Annotated in this window: 18 protein-coding genes; 1 reads left to right on the top strand and 17 read right to left on the bottom strand. The window is 60.2% G+C overall.

All coding sequences use genetic code 11. The features are described 5' to 3' along the window. Positions 1–2: 2 nt before the first annotated feature. Together B723_RS22375 and argH are read right to left on the bottom strand one after the other, a co-directional pair. Positions 3–881, bottom strand: coding sequence for an amino acid ABC transporter permease (locus B723_RS22375; protein WP_017339041.1), 879 nt, complete (start codon positions 879–881; stop codon positions 3–5). 150 nt (positions 882–1,031) lie between these two features. Further along, complete coding sequence (gene argH / locus B723_RS22370) at positions 1,032–2,459, bottom strand: argininosuccinate lyase (protein WP_017339040.1); 1,428 nt, start codon at positions 2,457–2,459, stop codon at positions 1,032–1,034. 307 nt (positions 2,460–2,766) lie between these two features. On the opposite strand from argH, the gene B723_RS22365 reads away from it, so the two are divergent. Next, positions 2,767–3,738 carry a LysR family transcriptional regulator gene (locus B723_RS22365; protein ID WP_017339039.1) on the top strand — a complete coding sequence of 324 codons (972 nt, stop codon included), beginning with the start codon at positions 2,767–2,769 and terminating at the stop codon, positions 3,736–3,738. Here the strand turns inward: B723_RS22365 and B723_RS32465 are convergent. The 15 genes from B723_RS32465 to arnB form a co-directional block, all read right to left on the bottom strand. Next, entirely contained in the window at positions 3,683–4,285 is a 603-nt protein-coding gene (locus tag B723_RS32465) for a GNAT family N-acetyltransferase (RefSeq protein ID WP_017339038.1), read from the bottom strand. The two genes, B723_RS22365 and B723_RS32465, sit on opposite strands and share 56 nt — an antisense overlap. Then, a complete protein-coding gene (locus B723_RS22360; protein ID WP_031318957.1) occupies positions 4,275–5,411 on the bottom strand; it encodes a hypothetical protein in 1,137 nt (378 codons plus the stop codon). Before B723_RS22360 ends, B723_RS32465 begins: the two co-directional genes overlap by 11 nt. Next, on the bottom strand, positions 5,395–5,790 hold the full coding sequence (locus B723_RS33115) for a hypothetical protein (RefSeq protein ID WP_238588295.1): 396 nt from the start codon (positions 5,788–5,790) through the stop codon (positions 5,395–5,397). The genes B723_RS22360 and B723_RS33115 overlap by 17 nt, the downstream gene beginning before the upstream one ends. Beyond that, entirely contained in the window at positions 5,787–6,635 is an 849-nt protein-coding gene (locus tag B723_RS22350; RefSeq protein ID WP_238588294.1) for a hypothetical protein, read from the bottom strand. Before B723_RS22350 ends, B723_RS33115 begins: the two co-directional genes overlap by 4 nt. Positions 6,636–6,900: 265 nt before the next feature. Beyond that, positions 6,901–10,515, bottom strand: coding sequence for a toxin VasX (locus B723_RS22345; protein WP_052909702.1), 3,615 nt, complete (start codon positions 10,513–10,515; stop codon positions 6,901–6,903). Further along, positions 10,512–11,378, bottom strand: coding sequence for a DUF4123 domain-containing protein (locus B723_RS22340; RefSeq protein WP_017339034.1), 867 nt, complete (start codon positions 11,376–11,378; stop codon positions 10,512–10,514). Before B723_RS22340 ends, B723_RS22345 begins: the two co-directional genes overlap by 4 nt. Continuing rightward, positions 11,375–13,375, bottom strand: a complete 2,001-nt coding sequence (locus B723_RS22335) for a type VI secretion system tip protein VgrG (protein ID WP_017339033.1) — start codon at positions 13,373–13,375, stop codon at positions 11,375–11,377. The genes B723_RS22340 and B723_RS22335 overlap by 4 nt, the downstream gene beginning before the upstream one ends. A 292-nt stretch (positions 13,376–13,667) precedes the next feature. Further along, entirely contained in the window at positions 13,668–15,047 is a 1,380-nt protein-coding gene (locus B723_RS22330) for a UDP-glucose dehydrogenase family protein (protein WP_017339032.1), read from the bottom strand. Beyond that, a complete protein-coding gene (arnF, locus tag B723_RS22325; RefSeq protein WP_017339031.1) occupies positions 15,044–15,445 on the bottom strand; it encodes a 4-amino-4-deoxy-L-arabinose-phosphoundecaprenol flippase subunit ArnF in 402 nt (133 codons plus the stop codon). Before arnF ends, B723_RS22330 begins: the two co-directional genes overlap by 4 nt. Further along, on the bottom strand, positions 15,442–15,786 hold the full coding sequence (gene arnE, locus B723_RS22320) for a 4-amino-4-deoxy-L-arabinose-phosphoundecaprenol flippase subunit ArnE (RefSeq protein WP_017339030.1): 345 nt from the start codon (positions 15,784–15,786) through the stop codon (positions 15,442–15,444). The genes arnF and arnE overlap by 4 nt, the downstream gene beginning before the upstream one ends. Further along, a complete protein-coding gene (gene arnT, locus B723_RS22315) occupies positions 15,783–17,432 on the bottom strand; it encodes a lipid IV(A) 4-amino-4-deoxy-L-arabinosyltransferase (RefSeq protein ID WP_017339029.1) in 1,650 nt (549 codons plus the stop codon). Before arnT ends, arnE begins: the two co-directional genes overlap by 4 nt. Then, positions 17,429–18,313 (bottom strand): 4-deoxy-4-formamido-L-arabinose-phosphoundecaprenol deformylase, encoded by an 885-nt coding sequence (gene arnD, locus B723_RS22310; protein WP_017339028.1) that lies wholly within the window; start codon positions 18,311–18,313, stop codon positions 17,429–17,431. Before arnD ends, arnT begins: the two co-directional genes overlap by 4 nt. Continuing rightward, positions 18,313–20,304, bottom strand: a complete 1,992-nt coding sequence (gene arnA / locus B723_RS22305; protein ID WP_017339027.1) for a bifunctional UDP-4-amino-4-deoxy-L-arabinose formyltransferase/UDP-glucuronic acid oxidase ArnA — start codon at positions 20,302–20,304, stop codon at positions 18,313–18,315. Before arnA ends, arnD begins: the two co-directional genes overlap by 1 nt. Further along, positions 20,301–21,320 carry an undecaprenyl-phosphate 4-deoxy-4-formamido-L-arabinose transferase gene (arnC, locus tag B723_RS22300; protein WP_017339026.1) on the bottom strand — a complete coding sequence of 340 codons (1,020 nt, stop codon included), beginning with the start codon at positions 21,318–21,320 and terminating at the stop codon, positions 20,301–20,303. The genes arnA and arnC overlap by 4 nt, the downstream gene beginning before the upstream one ends. Continuing rightward, positions 21,317–22,465, bottom strand: coding sequence for a UDP-4-amino-4-deoxy-L-arabinose aminotransferase (arnB, locus tag B723_RS22295; RefSeq protein ID WP_017339025.1), 1,149 nt, complete (start codon positions 22,463–22,465; stop codon positions 21,317–21,319). Before arnB ends, arnC begins: the two co-directional genes overlap by 4 nt. Positions 22,466–22,575: the final 110 nt, after the last annotated feature.

Raw genomic sequence — 22,575 nt, 5'->3', positions numbered from 1 at the left:
CCTCAAGAACGCTTGCCGGCGCCGCGAGCGAAACGACGCTCCAGACGGCTTTGACCGAAGGACAGGACAGTGACGGTGGCCAGGTACCAGATACCGGCGACGATCAGCAGCTCCATGACCCGGGCGTTGGCGTAGTAAATGTTCTGGGCGTTGTAGAGCAATTCCGAGTACTGGATGACGCTCGCCAGGGAGGTCATTTTCACCATGCCGATGAATTCGTTGCCGACCGGCGGGATGATCACCCGCATGGCCTGGGGCAGGATGATCCGGCGCAGCGCCTGCAGGCGCGGCATGCCGATCGACTTGGCGGCCTCGTACTGTCCGGTGTCCACCGACAGCAGGCCGGCGCGTACCACTTCCGCGGTGTAGGCGCCCTGGTTGATGCTCAAACCGAGGAGGGCGGCCACGAAGGGCGTCATCAGGCTCACGGTGTCCATTTCGAACAGGCCGGGGATGCCGATGGTGGGGAAAATCAGCGCCAGGTTGAACCACAACAGCAGTTGCAGGATCAGCGGCGTGCCGCGGAACAGCCAGGTGTAGGTCACCGCCACGTAGCGCAGGATCGGGTTGGCCGACATGCGCATGATCGCCGTGATCACCCCGAACACAATGCCCAGCCCCATCGCCAGCACCGCCATGACGATGGTATTGAGCAAGCCCCACATGATGGCCTGGGAGGTGAGGAACTGGCCGATATACGACCATTCGATCTTGCCTTCGGCAAAGGCCCGCACCAGGCCGAAGATCGCGATGACGATCACGGTGGCGAAAAAGATTCGCCCGTAATAACGCCGTGGCACGTGATCGTACTGGGTGATATCGAACTGGTTTTCCGCCAGTTTGCGCTCCGCCTTGAGTCGTTCTGCCTGAGTCTGGCTCATGTTGTTTCTCCGTACTGTTCTTTCAAATCCAACACAGATCCTTGTGGGAGCGAGCCTGCTGGCGATTGCGGTGTGTCAATCAGCGAATGCTTGTCAGACAGAGTCAAATCGCTAGCAGGCTAGCTCCCACAGGGTTATGCGTGGCGGCCGTTAGAGACGGAAGCCCTGATAGTTCTCGGTCCATTGCTGCTGCGCCGCGAGGGCGGTCTTCAACCGACCGATCTGCTCGCGCACCTGCTGCGGTGCGGTACCGCCCCAGCCACTGCGAGCGGCGATGGCAGCTTCGAGGGTCAGGCTGTCGCGCACTTCCGGGGTGAGTCGCGGATCGATCTCGGCCAGCAGCGCAGGGGACGCTTCCCACAATTCGATGTCGTGCTTCTCACAGGCCTGAACCAGCGCGCCGGTGATTTCATGGGCCTCCTTGAACGGCACGCCACGCATCGCCAGCCAGTCGGCCACTTCGGTGGCCAGGGTGAAACCGAGCGGTGCCTGACGCCGCAATTCTTCGACGTTGACCTTCATGGTCGCGACCATTCCGGCCATCGCCGGCAGCACCAACAGCAAGGTGTCGACGCTGTCGAGCACGCCGTTCTTGTCTTCGCTCAAGTCGCGGTTGTACGACAGCGGCAGGGATTTCAACGTCGAGAGCAGGCCGGTGAGGTTGCCGATCAGACGGCCAGCCTTGCCCCGGGCCAGTTCGGCAATGTCCGGGTTTTTCTTCTGCGGCATGATCGAGCTGCCGGTGGCGTAGGCATCATCCAGGGCGACCCAGCGAAATTGCCGCGACGACCACAGGCAGAATTCTTCTGCGAGGCGGGAAATATTGATGCCCAGCATGCTGGCGATAAACAGGAACTCGGCGACGTGATCGCGGCTGGCCACGGCATCGATGGAGTTTTCGCAGACGCCGCTGTAGCCCATTTCCTTGGCCGACTGTTGCGGCAGGCGTGCGATGGCGGAACCCGCCATGGCGGCGGCACCCAGCGGCGATAGCGAGGTGCGAACGTCCCAGTCCACCAGGCGTTGTACGTCACGCAGCATCGATTGGGCGTGAGCGAGCAGGTGGTGAGCAAAGACGATCGGCTGCGCCTGTTGCAGGTGAGTGAAGCCGGGGCAGATGCTTTCGATGTGTTGTTCGGCCTGATCCACCAGCGCCTGTTGCAGGGCCAATACTTCAACGGCGAGGGTGCGCACGTGGTCACGCAGGAACAGACGCAGGTCATTGGCGGTCTGGTCGTTGCGCGAGCGGCCAGCGCGCAGTTTGCCACCCAAGGCGCCGAGGCGCTCGGTCAGCAAGCGTTCGATAAAGGTGTGGACGTCTTCGTCGTCGAGGGTGGGCGCGATGCTGCCGGCGTTGAAGTCAGCACCGATACCTTCCAGCGCGGCGAGCATGGTCAGGGTTTCCTGCTCGCTCAACAGCCCGGCGCGTTGCAGTTCACGGGCATGGGCCTTGGAACCGGCGAGGTCGTACGGGGTGAGACGAAAATAGCGCTCGGGGCAACGGGACAGGGCCGCCAGGGCTTCGGATGGGCCGCTTTTGAAGCGAGCACCCCAGAGACGGTCGGTGGTTTGAGACATTGTTGTTTTCCTCGTCGGTAAAGCGAACTGAAATCGGTGTGCCGGGCCGCAAACACCCGCCGCAAATCAATGGGGCGTGGTCAGGCCTGTTCAATATTCAAGGGCAGGGGAAAAGCGCAGTTGCGTCAATGCGAGAGCTGATCGAAGTGTCAGCTTTTAATGGTTCGAAATCAGTGAGTTGGCACTGAAGTACGGAGATTATTAGCGGTTGCCAAGCCTGGTTTTCTGTGTTCATTATTATTGGCCAGCTATGTTTTTGTTGTTGGGCACAGGTTGTTGAATAGCGCGCCAGAGGTAAATAAGCATTATGGAAACCCCACTTTCCAATTCCGGAAACCCCGCGCCAAAACCGGTGCAGCGGGCACCGTTGGCCCTCAGCGGACTGGATTTCAAACTGCTCAAAGTGTTCAAGGCCGTGGTCGAGGCCGGTGGTTTCAGCGCGGCGCAGAACGAGCTGAATGTGGGGCTGGCCGCCATCAGCAAACAGATATCCGACCTCGAGATCCGCATCGGCATGCGCCTGTGTACCCGAGGCCGCGAGGGTTTTCATCTGACCGAAGAAGGTCGTCTGGTGTATCAGGCGTCGATTGATTTATTTGCCTCGGTCGACAACTTTCGTGATCGGCTTAGTTCAGCGCAGAACGAACTTGTTGGCGACCTTGGTGTGGGCGTTATTGACAATACTATTTCCGATGTTAATTCGCCGTTAGTTGCAGCGCTTAAACGAATAAATGAAACGTCACCGAAAGTAAGGTTTCAACTTCAGTCGTCGCAGCTGGATGAAGTGGAAAGAGGCGTCGTAGAGGGACGGTTAGTGGCCGGTATCGTTCCTGTTTATCAGAAACGTGAAGAGTTCGATTATTACGCGTTGTATGAAGAACGCTCGGAGGTTTACTGTGCGGTGGGTCACCCTTTGTTCGCGGTGCCGGAGACAGAAATCAACAGCGAGGTGCTCAAGGATTACGAGTGCATCAACCACCGCTACGCGATCCACCGCGACAAATTGAATTTTGCCCGGTATGACAGCTTTTCGGCCTCGGCCACCCAGGTGGAAGCCGTGGCGTTGCTGATCAAGACCGGGCGCTTCGTCGGTTTTCTACCGCAGCATTACGCCGCTTCAATGGTCGCCCAAGGGCAATTTCGCGCGGTACGCCCCGACCTGATTCATATCAGCACGCCGTTCAATCTGATCCTGCGACACAACACCGTGCGCAGTCCGCTGGTCAAGGCGTTCGCCCAGGCAATGGGGGTTGATTTGAAGGCCCCGGTTCAAGGCTGAAGCGCATCGCGCAACGGCGTCCACCGGGTAATCCATGAGCGATTTCGTCGTTTAATACCCGGGTTAATCGTGGTCCTGTTTCAGCCGGGCTCAATGTTGCGAAGCCCATGCGCCGATAAAACAGTTCATTCCAGGGCAAGTCGCGAAATGTGGTCAAAGTCAGACCGTCGAGTTCTTGCCCGCGAGCGTATGAAACTGCGGCTAACAGCAACTTTCGCCCGATGCCCCGGCCCTGAAAGGGCTGGCTGACGGACAGTTCCTGAATATGCAGTTGGTTGTCGACTTCCTCCGCGCTGAGAAACCCTGCAAGTGCACCCTCGGCCGATTGCGCCACCCAAACCGGTCCGGTCTTTATTGCCTGTTGATGGTGTTCGGCATCGGGCACCGGGCTGTCAGCCAGCCAAGCCAATGAAGGGTCGCCGCGAAACAATCGAGCAGCGCTACGTTCGATGTCGGGGAGGGCGGGCGCGTCGGTAACCAGGGCGCGGCGCACAATAATCGTCAAGTCTGTCACGGGGTAGATACCATCTTGATTTTCAGCGCTCATGCGCGATGTTTTCGGTCGAATTCAAGCGCTGCACCTCGGCAAAAATCTCGGTGATCGGGCGTCGCGGTTGGCGTTTATGCAGAGTGCGGACCTGATCGCTCAGGCGTAGCAGTTCTTCACTCGGTTTCGCCCATTGTTCCTTTGGCAACGGCTCGGACCACTGGCGCATCACTTCGGGCATGGCCTGCGGGGCCATTTTTTGAAGGCGGCGGACTTCCCATTCCGTCAGGTGGTTGGGAATCGTCCACAGGGTCATGACGTGATACAGGTACCAGAAGAAGCCAGATACTCGACCCCGTTGGCCGTCGCGGATTTGCTGATGCATGCGTGCGCGAGCGTTGTGGAAGGTGTGCAGGCCTTCGTGGGGGGGATCGTCGGGGCCTTGCAGGTCTTGCGGGTCCTGAATGGATTTGAGGTCGTGGATTTCGTATTCCATGTAACCGCGGATGGCTTCCCAGTGGCTGATGGCCAGGGAAAGGCCGAAGCAGGGAAATTCGACGCTGGTCAGGGTTTCGCCGTGCTGGAAACCGATGCCCATGCCGTATTGGCGGTGGATGCCGTATTGGGTCGCGCCTTGGGCTTCGATGACCCAGGCGGAGAGGGATTCCCAGGGGACGAAGAGCGGTTCGGTGGCGCCTTCGGGCATGAAGCAGACTTCGCGGCGTTGGCGGTTGAAGCGAGTGGGGATGATTTCGGCGCGTTTGTTGTGGTTGTGATGCCAGACGCCGAGGCCGATTGCCAGCGTGGAAAATCCGGTAACTAAGGCGTATCCATAGATCGCGAAGAATAAATCAATGACAAACTCCCATGTGTATGCGAAGTCATATCCGAACATAAGGCCCATGCAGCCAATTGCTAGTGGGATTAGGAAAGTGATCATGAAAGCACCACTGAATGGTAAGCCTAGAGTCATCTGCCACATAAAGACTTGCGGTGATCCCAGCCCGAAGTCCATGTACACCTCATTCAGTTCCCCGATATGCGGACCATGCGGCGGTATCGCTGTCGGTAATGGCAACGGTGCAAGATAGGTAATCTTCCCACTGGGAAACGGTTCCACATCTCCGGCTTTTCGGGGTTGCTCAAGGTGTGGCGCAGGCAGGGCGCTTTCAAGGTTGGTGGGCATGGTCGGCCAGCTCCAGCAAATGGGTTTCAACCCGCAACAGCGGTGGATGCTCGGTAACGGTTTGAGTGGCCAACGCCGGAAAGCGGCCTTCACCCCGAGGGCTCAGGCGAATGACCCGAATGCGAGAAACCCACACGCCCTTGGCATTCAGGGTCTGGATACAGACGGCCAGTTCTAGCGTCTCGGAGGCAGGAGTAAATTCAGAGTCTGGGCCCACGGGATACTGCAGGCACAGCACCAGCCGGTCAGGTCCTGCTTGCACGATGCGCAGGTTATCCGTGATTTCCTCGCTGATGACGTCCTTGTGTTCTCTCGGTACACCACGACTGTGGAGGGGAACGGAAAGACGGTGGGCGCGGGCATTGAATACACAACTCATGTGCGACGTTTGTCGGTCGGAGTTAAACGCTGCACTTGCGCAAAGATCTCGGTGATCGGGCGTCGCGGTTGGCGTTTATGCAGAGTGCGGACCTGATCGCTCAGGCGTAGCAGTTCTTCACTCGGTTTCGCCCATTGTTCCTTTGGCAACGGCTCGGACCACTGGCGCATCACTTCGGGCATGGCCTGCGGGGCCATTTTCTGGAGGCGGCGGATTTCCCATTCGGTCAGGTGGTTGGGAATCGTCCACAGGGTCATGACGTGGTACAGGTACCAGAAGAAGCCAGATACTCGACCCCGTTGGTCGTCGCGGATTTGCTGATGCATGCGTGCGCGAGCGTTGTGGAAGGTGTGCAGGCCTTCGTGGGGGGGATCGTCGGGGCCTTGCAGGTCTTGCGGGTCCTGAATGGATTTGAGGTCGTGGATTTCGAATTCCATGTAACCGCGGATGGCTTCCCAGTGGCTGATGGCGAGGGAAAGACCGAAGCAGGGAAATTCGACACTGGTCAGGGTTTCGCCGTGCTGGAAACCGATGCCCATGCCGTATTGGCGGTGGATGCCGTATTGGGTCGCGCCTTGGGCTTCGATGACCCAGGCGGAGAGGGATTCCCAGGGGACGAAGAGCGGTTCGGTGGCGCCTTCGGGCATGAAGCAGACTTCGCGGCGTTGGCGGTTGAAGCGAGTGGGGACGATGGTGGCGCGTTTGTTGTGATAGTGGAGCCAAGTGCAGAGGAGGATGATCCAGGCAGAGAAGCCCGTTATCAGAGCTAGTCCGTAGGTTTCATGGAAGATCCCCTCTATGGCGTGAGAAATATCGTCCCACCCCATGCCGAACAAAAAAAACATGAAACCGCCGATTAGCGGAAATAGAAATGCAATCGAGAAGGCACCACTGAATGGTAAACCTAATACGACCTGCCATGAAAACACCTGCGGTGAACCCAAGCCAAAGTCCATGTACACCTCATTCAGATCCCCGATATGCGGACCGTGCGGTGGCAACGCTGTCGGCAATGGCAACGGCGCGAGATAAGTGATTCTCCCACTGGGAAACGGCTCAACATCTCCGGCTTTTCGGGATTGCTCAAGGTGCGGGGAAGGCAGAGGCACATCAATCTTGGTGGGCATGGTCGGCCAGCTCCAGCAAATGGGTATCAACCAGCAACAACGGTGGATGCTCAGTAACGGATTGACGGGGCAACGAAGGAAAATGGTCCCTACCGTGCGGGTTGAGGTGAATAACATCTGTCAACGATTCCCACACCCCCTTGGCGTTCAAGGTCTGTATGCAGACCGCCAGTTCCAGCGTTTCGGACGCCGGGGTCAATTCAGAGTCTGGGTCCACGGGATACTGCAGGCACAGCACCAGCCGGTCGGGTCCTGCTTGGACGATCCGCAGGCTGTTGGCGACTTCCTCACTGATGACGTCCTTGCGTTCTCTCGGTACACCACGACTGTGGAGGGGAACGGAAAGACGGTGGGCGCCGATCCCCAGACGATGAGCCGGTTGTCCACTCAACGGTGGCTGGAAATCACTGAGCTTGAGCCTTGGCAGCACCAAGTGAATGTCGCTGGGTTTGGCTTTCAGCAGCAAGTTTTTCAGCCACGAGTCATGTTCATTCGGGCCTAGTTGCGCATATGGAGCGTTGAGCAAATAACCCAAATAATGCTGATATTCATCCAGGGTATGGTCGCCGCGATTATCGGTGTCCAGGCTCCACGGTGTGGTTTTCAGCCATTTATCGTGGGCGCTGATGTTGTAGCGGTTGTACAGCCAGGTGCCACCCAGTTCCAGCACGGTGAACAGGGCGCCGGCGAGGTTGAAGCGGAAGAACACCGTGGAAAGGCGTGTGCCCGCAGCGGCCCAGGCGGCGGTTCTTGCGGCGCTGTTTTTTGCGACCAACACGTTAAACGCAGCACGACCGGTGTGAGTTAAACCATAGGCATTGACGGTCGTCATGCCGGCCGCGCCCACTGTCGCGAGCGCTGCACTATTCTGCGCAGCCGTATTGCCACTACGCGTCGCCTGTTGCGAGTTCTGGTGGTGGTTGATGAGGCTGGACAACGAAGACAAAAAACCAAAAAGGTAAGTAAAGCCACCCAACCCAACATGCATCTTGCCCATCTGCACGTGCACATTCTGCAAGGCGTGGTGTTGAAGCCCCGCGACGAGTGCAGCGCTACGTGCCTTCAACGCGGTGTCGGAAAGACTTTGCGCCGCAGTAAACCCGGCTGCACCAGTAGCCGCCAATGCACTGGCAAAGGGAGCCCATGTTCGCTTGTTCTTGGATTGATTAGTCAGTTCCCTGATGACCGAAACCAAATTCACCCCCTGCACCAAAAACACCAACAACCCCATCCCCTCGCTCCGAATCAATTTCCCATTCGGCACCGAGCTAACCCCCAACCGAATATCCTTCAACAAACTCCGCACCTCCAACTGCTGGGCCGGTGGAAACACCACCGTCACTCCCGCCCGAGCCGGCGTCGCGCCGTGCAGCCGCACCGACTGATCCGGCAGTTCGGCAATCGGGCTCAGCGCCCCCGCCAGCCGGCCTTCAAGCTGCGTCAACTGTGCACGCACCCGCACAATTTCTTCCTGCAACTCAACCGCCCTCGGCGTTTTATGCCCTTGGCGGTTTTTGTTGTGGGTGATCTGGTTGCGCTCACGGGTCAGGGTTTTCAGGTAATCGCGCTCCCTCAACATTTCCTTAATCACGGTTTGCAGCGCGCCGTGTTCCGCCGGGCTGGCGACAGTAAAGGTCACGCCAGTGGTTTTTGCCGCATCGAGTATTCGTGGCGACAAGGCTTTAGGCAGGCGCCGGAACAGTTCGTCAAGGTCAGGAATTTTCTCTGCCGACAAGTCAAACCCTTCCAGTGCCCGGCTCAGGCCCAGGTTCAGCGCCGGGCTGAGGCTGTGCTGGGCCGCGTCGGCAACGGCGCGGGTATGCTCGGGCAGATCGTCGAGGGCCGGCAGGGGCGGTTGTTCGATTTTTTGCAATTCGCCCAGCCAATGCGGCAGGTTGTTGAACACGCCCATGCCGGCGTTGAACAACGTCGTGTATTGCGCGGCCCGTTCTGGCTGCAGGCGCAGGGGCAAGGTGTAGAACAGTGGCCGGCTCAACTCCGGGTGTTCTTCCAGATAACCGAGCATTTTTTCGCTGGCGTGGTCGCTGCGGCAAATGTCTTTGAGGCAGGCGTATTCGGCAGTGAAGGCCTGGCCCAGTTGCGATGGCTCGTGCGCGTCGTAGTACCAGGCTGAAAGGTGATAACGCCCGGCACACACCAGCATCGTGCGGTCGGCGGTGATGCGCTCAAGCAGGCGGTTCCAGCGGCTGAGGTCGTCGCGGTGCTGAAACAGCTCCGTGTCCATGGCCTCCCGGTCGATGAAATCGTTGACCCCGCGTTTGCCACTGAAAATCGGGCCTTCGAGCACGTCCTTAATACGTCGGTTGTGCGCCTGGCCGAGGTTGATCAGGGTCTGCAGGTGACGTTCGACGAAATCGCCAGGAGCGACCTCGAAATGCTGGCGCGTGTAGTAACGCCGGTCTGCGTCTTCAATGGCGCGGCTTTCAGCCGTGAAGTCGGGTGTAAGGCTGTCGAACCTGTTGATCTCGCGGGCATGGTCTACGGCTTGATCGCGCAACGGCACCAGTTTCGGTGGCACCGGTACGCCCATAGGCTCGACCTTGCCGCCCCTGTTCAAGTAATCGAGCAGGGCCTGACGGGTGCGTTCACGGTCCGGTTCGGGTAATTGTTCCAGATCGGTGAACAAGGCTTTGTCTGCTGGTTTATCGCTGGCGTCGGCCAGGTAGCCGACATCCGCCGGGCTGAGCTGGCTCAAGGATTCGATGTAACACGCCAGCAGGTAATTGCGTTCGTTGTGGTCGGCATTGCTCCAGTCGTCGACCCAGCCGACTACGGTGTCCTGATACTCGGCCAGATCACGCAGCACACCGAGGTCGTCGTGCACCACGAGGAACAAGGTGTCGTCCTGATAAGCCGGGCGCACCCGCCCGAGCAACTCGCCAATGTGCGCCTCGCGAAAGCGCCGCGGCTGCTCCCACAAGTAGGGTTCACGTTCGTGCTCGGGGGCGTCGCTGACCTGTACCGTAGGCAATAGAACGGCGTCCGGTTCGTCAGCACTTTGCTCCGTTTGCCTTTGAGTGGCCGCGTCCGTCGCAACCTCCGCCAGCCACTGCTTGGTTTGCGCGACCGTCAGCAGGTGCTCGCCGCCGGTTTGGCAATGCACCGGGCCAAGGTCGACGGCTTGCATGAAGTGTTCGCGTTCCTCGCGGTTGTCGAGCACTTGCGCGCATTTGGCCGCCGTCCACTGCACTTCGGCGAAGGTCACGTGCAGGGTGCTGCGCCTGGAAAAAACCAACGCAGGACGTTCTTCGATGGGCGTGCGCTGATCGCTGGCGACCTTGGCGCCCTTGTGCAGCAAGGCGCTGACCAGTCCGTTGAGTACCTGATATTCATGCAGGTGGCCGGTGACGCTGTCGATGATGTACAGCCAGCCATCGCGCAGCAGGCGAATGCCCAGCGGGCGGGCCGTCAGGGCATAGGGCAGCTTCAGTTCGGCACTCGGGTCGAGGGGCTTTTCCACCAGTCCGTAACGCAAGGGCAGCAATTGCACGTGGGTCTGCCGCAGCGGGCAAGCCCCCAGAGAGCCGATGGGGGATTTGGAGGCCGCGGCTGCGGCGAGGTTGGCGGGTGAAGTCATGGGTGGCCTCGTTGGCTGGCCCACTGGTGGGCGAGGTCAGCGGCCAGCGCGACGCGCTCGCCGGGGGATTGCAGCGACGGCGTATGCAGCAATCGGTTGATGTGCGGGTGCTGATCGAGCGATGAGCCATCCAGCGAGGCCATGACGTTGGCGTAATAAAACAATTCGGACTGGCTGCTCAAACCCAGCGTGCTGGCCTCAGCCTCCAGTTGCTCGAGCATTGGCCAGCGTTCGGCCACGGTTTCGCTGCCTTGGCGTTCGGGGAAGTGCCTGAGCAGATGAGCGTCGAGTTCGAGCAGTACGCGGCGCCGGTCAGCGTGGTCCAGCCCCGAACTCTGTTCAGGGCTCAGGCGATAGGGCGTCGGCAGGTCAGGACGCTCGGACGACCGGGGTTGGTGGCGATGCCAATTAGCGCCGACGATATCGGCCGTTACCACACAGGACAGAGGCCCAAACAATCGCTGATCACCGCTGCCGAACAGGATTCGCGCCACGGCGGCATCGGCCAGACGCAGGACCACCGGTAGACCTTCAGGCAATTCAACGGTCAGCAGTTTGCGCAAGTGCTGGGCGACCTCATGCGCAGGTGCGGTGCTGAACAACAGCACGCCCCACTCTTCATGCGCCTGTTGCAGATAGAACTGAACAATCGGTTCGTCAGGTTGTTGGATCGCCACCAGCATCGGCGAGATATCCCGCAGCGCAGTGAAGGGCGCGCAGTCATACAGCGCAACAGTGCTTGCTCCGGGACAGAGTTTTTTCAACCGTTCCGGCAAATCGCTCAGGGTTGCGCCGTCCAGCAACAGGAAAGCCTGTTGCTCACTCCAGGGCAGGTCGTTTGGCAAGGAGGTCGAAAGGTTCATGCTTGAGCGGCCTCGCAAATCAGGCAGCGCGAGGCACGGGTTGAAATCAATGCATGGCGTTGTTGGGCCGCATCAAACGTCACTTTCAGCAACGGCAAGGCGCCCGGCATCAGAGGCTCCGCTGGCAAGCTCACGGGTGGGGCGCCGCCCACCAGAATCGGCACGCTGCTGAAAATGCCCGCCGGTCCCAACACCAGCCATTGACCGCCACCCATGATCGCGAGGTGCGTCCCGCCATTGATGACGACTTGTTGCACCGCACTGAAGTGAAGCTGTTGCATCGCACTGAGGCGTTGATTCGCGACGCGCACATGTCGATCCCCCAGGACCAGCAGGTGGTCGTCCTGCTTGAGTTCGGTCAGGCGGGTGCCGTGGGTTAAATGGCGTTCCTCGCCACGCAGGTCGTGGCTGGTAGTTCCACCGACCACCACGTTGCGCTGGTTGTCGACTTGAATGCGCTCATCGTTCAGAACGTGCTGCACGAAATCGCGTTGGGCACGCAGGGCAATTTCCTCGGCGCCTTTTCTGTCCTCGATGCGCAGCTCGTTGTAACCACCACCGCCAGGACTGCTCTGGCTGCGGAAAATGCTGCGGGTCTGTTCCGCGGGCAAATCCAGTGGCACCGGAGTCGAGGCGTTGGGCAGACAGCACAAGACGTAGGGTTTGTCCGGATCGCCGTCGGTAAAACCTACCTGCACCTCCATTCCGACGCGCGGGATCTGCACGCTGCCGTAACGCTCATGAGCCCAACCTGTGGCGACTCGCAGCCAGCAGCTCGATTGTTCGTTTTGCTGACCGTCGCGGTCCCACAGCAGCTGGACTTTCACTCGACCGTACTGATCGCAATAAATCTCTTCACCGGGCGGGCCGGTAACGACGGCGTGCTGATTGCCGGACATACGGGGCTTGGGGTGGTCAAGCGCTGGCCGAAATATCACGTCCCACGGTGTGGCGACGAAGTGATTACGGTAACCCTGGCTGAAACCGTCCTGCGCGCGGGTGTCGGTCATCGCCTCTTCCAGCACTTGGGGTTGCAAGCCGACATGCTCGACCTGCGTCAACAACCACAGGCCATTGCGCTCAGGGCATGGATGCTCGGTCATCTCGACAAAGTGACCGCTGCGCAGGGCGCTTTGGTCACTGCGTCCATTGGCCAGCTGGTAATCGGCGCGGTGGCGCTCCAGTGCCAGATTGGTCAGCTGTTTACCGCGCTCACGATGGATGAATTGCCCGGGGAACGCATAGTCCTCAAGGTGCGGCACCAGCGGTTTTTTAGACTCGCTGTCGAGTTGCACGCGTGGTTTTTCGAAATCGTAATCGCGACGGCTGACATGGGTCGGGCGGGTATTCAGTTTTAGCTTGAATTGGTCGATCACTGGCGCTTGCGCAACCATGCCACTGGCTTGCCTGTAGGCGGTTGACCGTTCTGGTTTCGAAAAACTGGTTTGATCGTCGCCGAACACCAGCACATGCCCCTCGGCGCTGTGCTCGAAGTGAAAGTGCAGACCTTCTTCCTCGCACAACCTTTGCAGGAAATGCAGGTCCGTCTCGTACTGCACGCAATACAGCCGGGGTCGGTACTCGGCATTCAGCTGGAAGCGCCAGGTATCAGCCTGCATTCCTTGATCTTTCAGCACCTTTGCAATGATTTGCGGCACGCTGAGGTTTTGAAAAATGCGCTGGTTGTGGCAATGGGAGAGATAGCTGAGGTGCGGCACCAGGGTCATCTGGTAGCGGGTCAGGCGCTTGCCTGAATCACCTTCGGCAACTGCATGGATTTGCCCGTGGATGCCGGCACCGTCAGCTCCGAAGCGCAAAAAAGCCGAGCGATGATGAAGCGACTTGATGTCCAGGTCGTGGCGTTCGCCGACCAGTTCGAGATTGACTTCGTAGGGTTGATTCAGCGCTTCCCTGGCGCGGAATTCGAGTACCTGAAGGTCACGGGGAAAACCTTGAATGTCGAGGGTGAAAACGACGGGTTTAACGGCGCTGAACATCCACATTTCCTTGTGTCTATTTCAAGACTCGGGACTTTGCGTGGATCGGCTCATTGATGAATGTCAGACGAATCGCTATTTGGCGTAGGGCGAGTCCGTTAAGTTGGAATCTACGGTCAGGTGCGGACCACTGACACATGGTTGTAGGAGGGGGCTGTAGGGCGGGCGCGGGACTGCGCTGTATCGAGGGCGTAAAACGCAGGATGCGTCTGACAAACCCCGGTACTGAACAACACCAGTGCCAGCAGCCCTACCCCCAGGGACTGCTGACAAATGCTCGGCGAGTTAACGATCAAGCGACGTCGGAAGCCACCGGCCATTGCTGATACGGAATCGGCAGCTTGCGCGAGTCGCCGCGCCCCATCGGGAAGTACATGAATCCGTTGCGCGCCAGGCGATCGGCGTCGTACAGGTTGCGTCCGTCAAAAATCACCGGGGCTTTGAGCCGTTGCTGGATCAGGTTGAAATCCGGTGCCTTGAACTGCTGCCACTCGGTGCAGATGATCAACGCATCGGCGCCGGCGAGCACCGATTCCGGGGTGCCCATGAGCATCAGCTTTGCTTCGTCGGGGTACAAATGCTGGGTTTCCTGCATCGCTTCCGGATCGAACGCGCGCACGCTGGCGCCGGCGGCCCACAGCGATTCGAGCAGCACGCGACTTGGTGCGTCGCGCATGTCATCGGTGTTGGGTTTGAACGCGAGGCCCCACACGGCGAACGTCTTGCCGCGCAGATCGCCCTTGTAGAACGCGTTGATGCGTTCGAACAGCTTGTGTTTCTGCCGCTGGTTGATTGCTTCCACCGCTTGCAGCAGGTCACTGGAGCAATGCGCTTCTTCGGCGCTGTGGATCAGGGCGCGCATGTCTTTGGGAAAACACGAACCGCCGTAACCGCAGCCGGGGTAGATGAAGTGATAGCCGATGCGCGAATCCGCGCCGATGCCCAGGCGCACCGATTCGATGTCGGCGCCAAGGTGCTCGGCCAGTTCAGCGATCTGGTTGATGAAGCTGATCTTGGTTGCGAGCATGCAGTTGGCCGCGTATTTGGTCAGTTCGGCACTGCGCAGGTCCATGAACATGATCCGGTCATGGTTGCGGTTGAACGGTGCGTAAAGATCGCGCATGACGTCGCGCACCTCATCGCTTTCGCAGCCGATGACGATACGGTCCGGGCGCCGGCAATCGGCCACGGCCGAGCCTTCTTTCAGAAACTCCGGGTTGGAGACGATCTCGAACTGCAACAACCGCCCGACCTTGATCAGGCACTTGTCGATGTGTGCGCGCAAGGTATCGCCGGTGCCCACGGGAACGGTGGATTTCTCCACCAGAATCACCGGGTGTTCGCGATGACGGGCCACCGCTTCGCCCACCGACAGTACGTAGCGCAGGTCCGCCGAGCCATCGTCCCGGGACGGCGTGCCCACCGCGATGAACAGCACCTGGCCGTGTTGCACAGCGAACTTTTCATCGGTGGTGAACTGCAGTCGCCTGGCGTCGAGGCTTTCGCGCACCAGGCTGGCGAGCCCCGGTTCGAAAATGCTCACGTGGCCCTGTTGCAGCAACTCGACTTTTTTCTCGTCGATGTCCATGCAGACCACGTCGTGGCCGACTTCTGCCAGCACAGCGGCCTGCACCAGGCCCACGTAACCGCTACCAAACACACTGATTTTCATAGGTCACTCCTGAGGTTGGACGCATGAGCAGGTCGAGAGTTGATGGTGATGACGCCGAGGATGACCAGGGCCACCCCGAAGCTTTTGGAAAGGCTGAATTCTTCGTTGAACGCCGGCAGCGCGACGGCGAGCAGGTACACCAGCGCGTAGCTGATGCTCAACAGCGAGTAAGCCCGGCCCAGTGGCACATCGCGCAGGGCGGCGAGCCAGCTGAACATCGACAGGGCATAGGCGAGGATGGCGACCAGCACCACGACCACAGCGGTCGGATCAATCGGGGCTGTCTGCCAGTGTTCCGGTGACGGCAGGCGTGTCATGCTCCAGCGCATGCCCAGCTGCGCGGCGCTGCCCAGCAGCACGCTGCCGAGGGCGAAGGTGAGGCCACGGCGCAGGCTCATGTGTGCAGCCCCAGCAAAATCACGCCGCCCATCACCAGCGCCACGCCCAACCAGTGACGGCGGTCGATGGGTTCGTGGAAGACGAAGCGGGCGATCAGGGTGATCAGCACGAAATTCAGACTCAGCATCGGGTACGCGACGCCGACTTCAAGGCGTTGCAACACCAGCAGCCACACCAGCAAGCCCGCGCCCAACGCTGCGATTGCCAGCCACAACCATGGCGAGCGCAGTTTCTCGCCCCAAGCCGATGACCGGCCGCGCCAGTGCTCCACGGCGTATTTCTGGGCGATCTGGCCCAGGCCGGTGAGCAGGCAGGCTGCCAACACCAGCAACAGGCTCATGACGCACCCTGAGGAAAAATCAGAATCACAAGGTTGCCTTGTTCATAGCGTTTGCCATCCTTGGGCAAGTGTTCGATTTCACGCAGCTCGTCCTCCCCTTTGACCCGCATCAGCACGCCCACCGAACCGTTCCGGCGGGCGTCGCGCATCCACTGCAGCACGCGATCGGGGTCGACGCGCTGCTGCGCGCCGTCAGGATAAGCGAGGCCATATTTCAATTCGCCTATCGTGTTGTACAACGCCACGTCCGGGCGTTTCAGGCGCCAGGCCAGGGCCGAAGCGGCGCCCAGATCGTTGCTCAGCAGCGTTTCGGCCTGGCCGAGTTCCTGTGCATGCTCGAGGACGAACTGGTCGGGCATCTTGTTGGCCACCACCGCTTCGGGCATCGCCGCCGGTAGAACACCGATCAGCAACAGACTGCCGAAGGCCGGCGCCGCCCAGCATTGCAACGGTCGGAACGCTTGCAGCAGGTTGGCCATGATCCAGCCGATCAGGCCTATAAACACCAGCACGAGGCTGTGCAGTTCGTGGTCGTACAGGGGGTTTTTCAGTTGCAGATAGACAAGGGCGAGCAGGGTGGTCAGGCCCAGAAGGAGGTTGAGCAAGCCATTGATGCCCAACGCCAGGCCTTGCTCCAGCCGCAGGCGATCCGCCAGTGCGTTGCCCAGCAACAAGGCCAGGGGCAACAGGCACGGCAGGATGTAAGTCGGCAACTTGCCGTTGCTCAGGCTGAAAAACAGCATCGGCATCAGCAACCACAGCAGCAGAAAGCCGATGCTGGCCTGACCACGGGTTTGCCACGCCTGCTTCAGTGCCGACGGCAATAACGCGGCCCACGGCAGACTGAACGCCACCAGCATTGGCAGGTAGAACCACCACGGCGCGTCATGCTGCGCATCGTCACCGGCGAAACGGCGGATGTGTTCGTGCCAGAAGAAGAACCGCCAGTAATCGGGCTCCTGCGCATGCACCGCCAAGGCCCATGGCAGGCTCACGGCGATGGCCACGGCTATCGCCACCGCGCCGTAGCGCAACAACTCGTGCCAGCGTCTTTGCCAGATCATCCACGGCAGTGCGATCAGTACCGGCAACAGCCAGGCCAGAAATCCCTTGGTCAGGAACCCCATGCCACACGCCAGGCCCAGCAACGCCCAACCGATCAGGCGCCGGCCACGGCTGACGCTGTCCAGGGCAAACCACAAAGCCACCAGGCTCAGGTTGACCCAAAAGGTAAATTGCGGATCGAGGTTGGCGTAACCTGCTTGCCCGGCCACCACGGTAAAACTCATGTACAGCAGCGCGCAGGCAAAACTCTTGCGCGGCTCGTTCCAGAGCCGGCGGGCAATCAGGTAACACAGCATCACGCTGAGCCCGGTGCTGAGGGCCGAAACGAAACGCACGCCGAACAGGTTGTTGCCAAACACCGCCTGACTGAGGGCGATCATCCAGTAACCGGCCACCGGTTTTTCGAAGTAGCGCAGGCCCATGAAATGCGGCGAAACCCAGTCGCCGCTCAAGAGCATGCCCTGGCTGATTTGCGCGTAGCGGGTTTCGTCCGGAATCCACAAACCGTGGCTGCCCATCGGCAGCAGATAAGCCAACAGACAAAGGCCCAGCAACAACGGCAATGCCCAGCGTTTGCTCATACGCCTTGCACTCCCAGCCAGCCTTCGCGACCGTCGAGCGCGCCGCGCACCACCCGGCCACCGGGCAAGGTGTCCAGTGTTTCGGGCAGCAAATCACCCAAAGGCTGAAAACGGATATCGCGCTGACGCGCATCGGCCAGCAGTTGACGGAAATCGTGGGCCATCAGAATCCCTTCCACTTCGGCGTGGACCGTGTAGACGTTGAGGTTTTGCGCCGTGAATCGTTCAAGAATGAACCCGTTGAAATCCTCGGCCGTGACGGCCGGGCCGACCACTTCATCGAAGGTGGGCAGGTCCACCGGGATCTGGGGCACGCCCAGACCACCATCGGCCAATGTCGGCCGGAACAGACTGCGGCCGCGACAATCGCTGTTGTAGCGAAAACCGAAACCCTGCTTGGCTTCGATCACACGCTCGTCCGCCCGCCAACCCGCCGCCGCCGAGCAGTCGATTTTTTGTCCGAGGGTGTCGCTCAGCGTGTCCACGCCCTGACGTATCTGCTCGATCAGCTGTGCGTCGCTCCAGCGTCCGACATTGGCCTGCCAGCCGTGGTGATCCCAGGCATGCAGACCGACTTCATGCCCGGCCGCCCGGGTTTGCCGCATCAAATGCCCGAGATCGCGGCCGATCGGCTTGCCCGGCCACGCGGTGCCGGCCAGCAGAATGTCCCAGCCGTACAGTCCGGCGGCGTTGGAGCGCAGCATCTTCCAGAGAAACTGCGGGCGGATCAGGCGCCACAGGTGCCGCCCCATGTTGTCCGGCCCGACGCTGAAAAAAAACGTCGCTTTGACCTGGGCCTCATCAAGCATTTCCAGCAATCGCGGCACACCCTCACGAGTGCCTCGGTAGGTGTCGACATCAATCCGGAGGCCCGCTTTCATCAAGCGTTGTCCGCGATTTCGAGCAGGGCTTCGCGCAAGAAGAAATCCAGCGTGTTGCCGATGGTTTCACTCATCTCCACGGTCGGCGTCCAGTCCAGCAAGCGCTTGGCGTTGTCGATGCTCGGTTTGCGGTGGGACACGTCCTGGTAACCCGCACCGTAGAACGCCTTGCTTTCGACGTCGCGGAACCCGGCGAATGGCGGGAAATTGTGGCGCAGCGGGTGCGCTTCGAACTGACGCAGCAGCTCTTCGCCCAACTGGCGGATGCTCGCTTCGTTGTCCGGGTTGCCGATGTTGATGATCTGGCCGTTGCAGGCATCGTTGCGGTTGTCGATGATCCGCGCCAGTGCTTCCACGCCGTCGGCAATGTCAGTGAAGCAACGTTTTTGCTCACCGCCGTCGAACAGGCGAATCGGCGTGCCTTCCACCAGATTGAGGATCAGTTGCGTGATCGCTCGGGAGCTGCCGATGCGAGCCGAGTCCAGACGGTCGAGGCGCGGCCCCATCCAGTTGAAGGGGCGGAACAGGGTGAAGTTCAGGCCTTTCTGGCCATAAGCCCAGATCACCCGGTCGAGCAGTTGCTTGGAAGTCGAGTAGATCCAGCGTTGCTTGTTGATCGGCCCGACCACCAGGCTGGATGTGTCCTCGTCGAATTTGTCGTCCTGGCACATGCCATAGACCTCCGACGTCGACGGGAAGATCACCCGCTTGTGGTATTTGACGCAGTAGCGAACCAGCTTGAGGTTCTCTTCGAAATCCAGCTCGAACACGCGCAGCGGGTTGCGGGTGTACTCGATGGGCGTGGCGATCGCGACCAGCGGCAGGATCACGTCGCACTTCTTGATGTGGTACTCGATCCACTCGGAATGGATGCTGATATCGCCTTCGACGAAATGGAAATTCGGATGGCTGCGCAAACGCGAGATGGCATCGGAGCCGATGTCGAGTCCGTACACCTCGTAGCGGTCATCGCGCAGCAAACGCTCGGACAAGTGATTGCCGATGAAACCGTTGACGCCGAGGATCAGCACGCGTGTGCGGCGTGGCGTGCGTGCGGATTCGGCACCTCGCAGCACGGAACCGTCGACCAGACCGAGTTCGCCGGCCAGTTGCGGCCCGCTCAGGTACAAGCCGTTGTCGTTGCGCTGACCGGCGCTGATCACCAGCGAATCTTCGCCGCAAGCGATGCGCAATGGATCGACGCTGATGACCCGCCCCGGCATCTGGCCTTCGTTGCCCTTGACCACTTCGGCGCTCCAGACAACCAGCTTGTGTTCGCCCACCGCGCAGAACGCGCCGGGATAAGGTTGGGTGACGGCGCGCACCAGGTTGAACAGTTCTTCTGCCGGTTTTTGCCAGATCAGTTTGCCGTCGGCGGGCGTGCGGCGACCGAACGTCGTGGCCTGGGATTCGTCTTGCGGCGTTTCACTGACCTTGCCGGCGAGCAGCGCGGGCAAGGTGTCGCGTAACAGGTCGGTAGCGGCCCCGCGCAGTTTGCCGTGCAGGCTCAGCGCGGTGTCGCTGCGCTCGATTCCAACGTTCTTCTGGGCGAGGATGGCACCGGCATCGGCGCGCTTGACCATGCGGTGCAGGGTCACGCCGGTTTCGCTTTCGCCGTTGACCAGCACCCAATTGGCCGGAGCACGACCGCGATAGCGTGGCAGCAACGAACCGTGCAGGTTGAACGCGCCTTTGCGTGCGGTGGCCAGCAGCGGTTCGCTCAGCAGCTGGCGGTAGTAGAACGAGAACAGGTAATCGGGGGTGAGCTGGCTGATGCGCTCGATCCACAGCGGATGGTTGACGTCTTCCGGGGCGTGCACCGCAATGCCCCGGCGTGCGCACAGTTGTGCAACGGAGGCGTAGAAAGCGTTCTCCTTGGGATCATCGGCGTGGGTGAACACGGCAGCAATCTCATAACCGCTGTCGAGCAGGGTTTCGATACCGGTACAGCCAATATCGTGATAGGCGAAAACAACGGCTTTTGCGCTCATGAGAGAACCTGATCTGAAGAAGTGGAATTGAGGCCGTCAACGGTGATGACGGGAACGGGTGTGGCGGGCTGGCTGCGAAGGACTTTTTCGATGAAAAACCGCGGACGCGCACGGACATCGCTGTACATGCGCCCCAGGTATTCGCCCAACAGGCCCATGCCGATGAATTGGCCGCCGGTGAACACGAACAGCACGGCGAACAGCACGAACATCCCGTCACCGGCCCAACTGGCGCCGAACACCAGCCGCAAGACAATCAGCACGGTGGCAAACGCCACGCCGAGCCCGGCCATGGCAAAGCCGACAATGCTCAACAACCGCAACGGCGTGGTGGTCATGCAAGTGATCAGGTCGAACATCAGGTTGATCAGGCGCATGGGGCTGTACTTCGATTCGCCGTGTTCGCGCTCGGCGTGGGTCACCAGGATTTCCGTGGTGTGCCGGGCGAAGCTGTTGGCGAGGATAGGGATGAAGGTGCTGCGCTCGCGGCAGGCGAGCATCGCGTCGACAATCGATCGACGATAGGCGCGGAGCATGCAGCCGTAATCACTCATGGCGACGCCGGTGGAACGCTGCACGGCGAGGTTGATCAGCTTCGACGGCCAACGGCGCAGGGCCGAATCCTGACGGTTGCTACGTACCGTGGCGACCACGTCATAGCCAAGCTCAGCCTGGGCCACCAGGCGAGGAATCTCTTCGGGCGGGTTTTGCAGATCGGCATCGAGGGTGATGACGACATCGCCCTTGCACTGCTCGAAACCGGCCATGATTGCCGCGTGCTGGCCGTAATTGCGATTGAGAATGACCGCCACCACCGGGCTGCAATCGCGACTGGCGGCCTCTTCGAGGATCTGCGCGGAATTGTCGCGGCTGCCGTCGTCGACCAACACGATTTCGTAGTCGTGGTGCAGTTGCTGGCACGCCGCTTCGGTGCGCCTGAGCAATTCGGGCAGGCTGTCCTGCTCGTTGTAGACCGGGATGACGATCGACACGCAACGGATCGGGTAAGGTTTCACAGGCGTGTGTCCAGTGTGAGTTCGATGGCGCTGACGACACGGTCGACGTCCTCGGTGATCATGTCGGGGAACAACGGGATCGAGCACAGGCGTGCCGAGTTCCATTCGGTGTTGGGCAGGTAGATGTTGGGGAAGCGCTGGCGGTACCAGGTGTGCAAGTGGGTGGCGATGAAGTGGATGCCGGTGCCGATGTTCCGCGCCTGCAGGGCGTGCATGAACGCTTCACGGTCGAGTCCGCAGCGCTCGGCATCGATGCGCAGGATGAACAGGTGCCAGGTGTGCTGCTGCGGGTAAAGCGGAATCGCCAGCGGTTGCACCGGCGAGCCTTCCAGACGCTGCAAATAGCGTCTGGCCAGCGCGGTACGCTTGGCATTGATCTCATCCAGGCGTTCCAGTTGCACCAGGGCGATGGCGGCATTGATGTCGGCCAGGTTGTATTTGAACCCCGGTTCGATCACCTGGGCCTGGGGTTTGCGGCCGTGGGTCATGCGGTCATAGGCATCGACGCCGAGCCCGTGAAACTTGAGCATGCGCACCCGGTTGGCCAGCGCCTCATCGTCGCTGACGAACATCGCACCCTCGGCGCAGGTCATGTTCTTGATCGCGTGGAACGAGAAGATCGCCGTGCCTTTCGCGCCGACGTGACGGTTTTTGTAGAAGGTGCCCGCCGCATGGGCAGCATCTTCGATCACCGGGATGCCGTGTTTGTCGGCCAAGGCGTAAAGCGCATCGAGATCGAATGCCGCGCCGGCGTAGTGCACCGGAATGATTGCCCGAGTGCGTGGGGTGATGGCCGCTTCGATGTGTTCGACGCTGCTCATCAGCGTGTCGCGGTCGACGTCGACAAACACCGGCGTCGCGCCCAGCAGGCAGATCATGTTGGCGGTGGAAACCCAGGTCTGGGATGGCGTGATGACTTCGTCGCCGGGTCCGATGCCCAAGGCCAATAACGTGACATGCATGGCGCCGGTGGCCGAGGACAACGCCACGGCATGGCGGCAGCCAACATAGTTGGCGAAGTGTTCTTCGAGTTGCTGGTTTTTCGGCCCGGTAGTGATCCAGCCGGAGCGCAATACTTGCTCTACGGCGGCTATTTCTTCATCGCCGATACTGGGGCGGGAGAAGGGGAGAAAAGCCTCACTCATGGAAAACCTCGGGGCGTAGGCCGTCCTTCGGGGGAAGTACCGAAATAAACGGGATTTCAATGGTTTAGTGACCTGTCGGGCACGAGCCTTATTTGACTTTTGCAGCCATG

Source organism: Pseudomonas fluorescens NCIMB 11764 (assembly GCF_000293885.2).
Classification (GTDB): Bacteria; Pseudomonadota; Gammaproteobacteria; order Pseudomonadales; family Pseudomonadaceae; genus Aquipseudomonas; species Aquipseudomonas fluorescens_B.
This window is presented reverse-complemented; position numbering and strand designations above follow the sequence as displayed.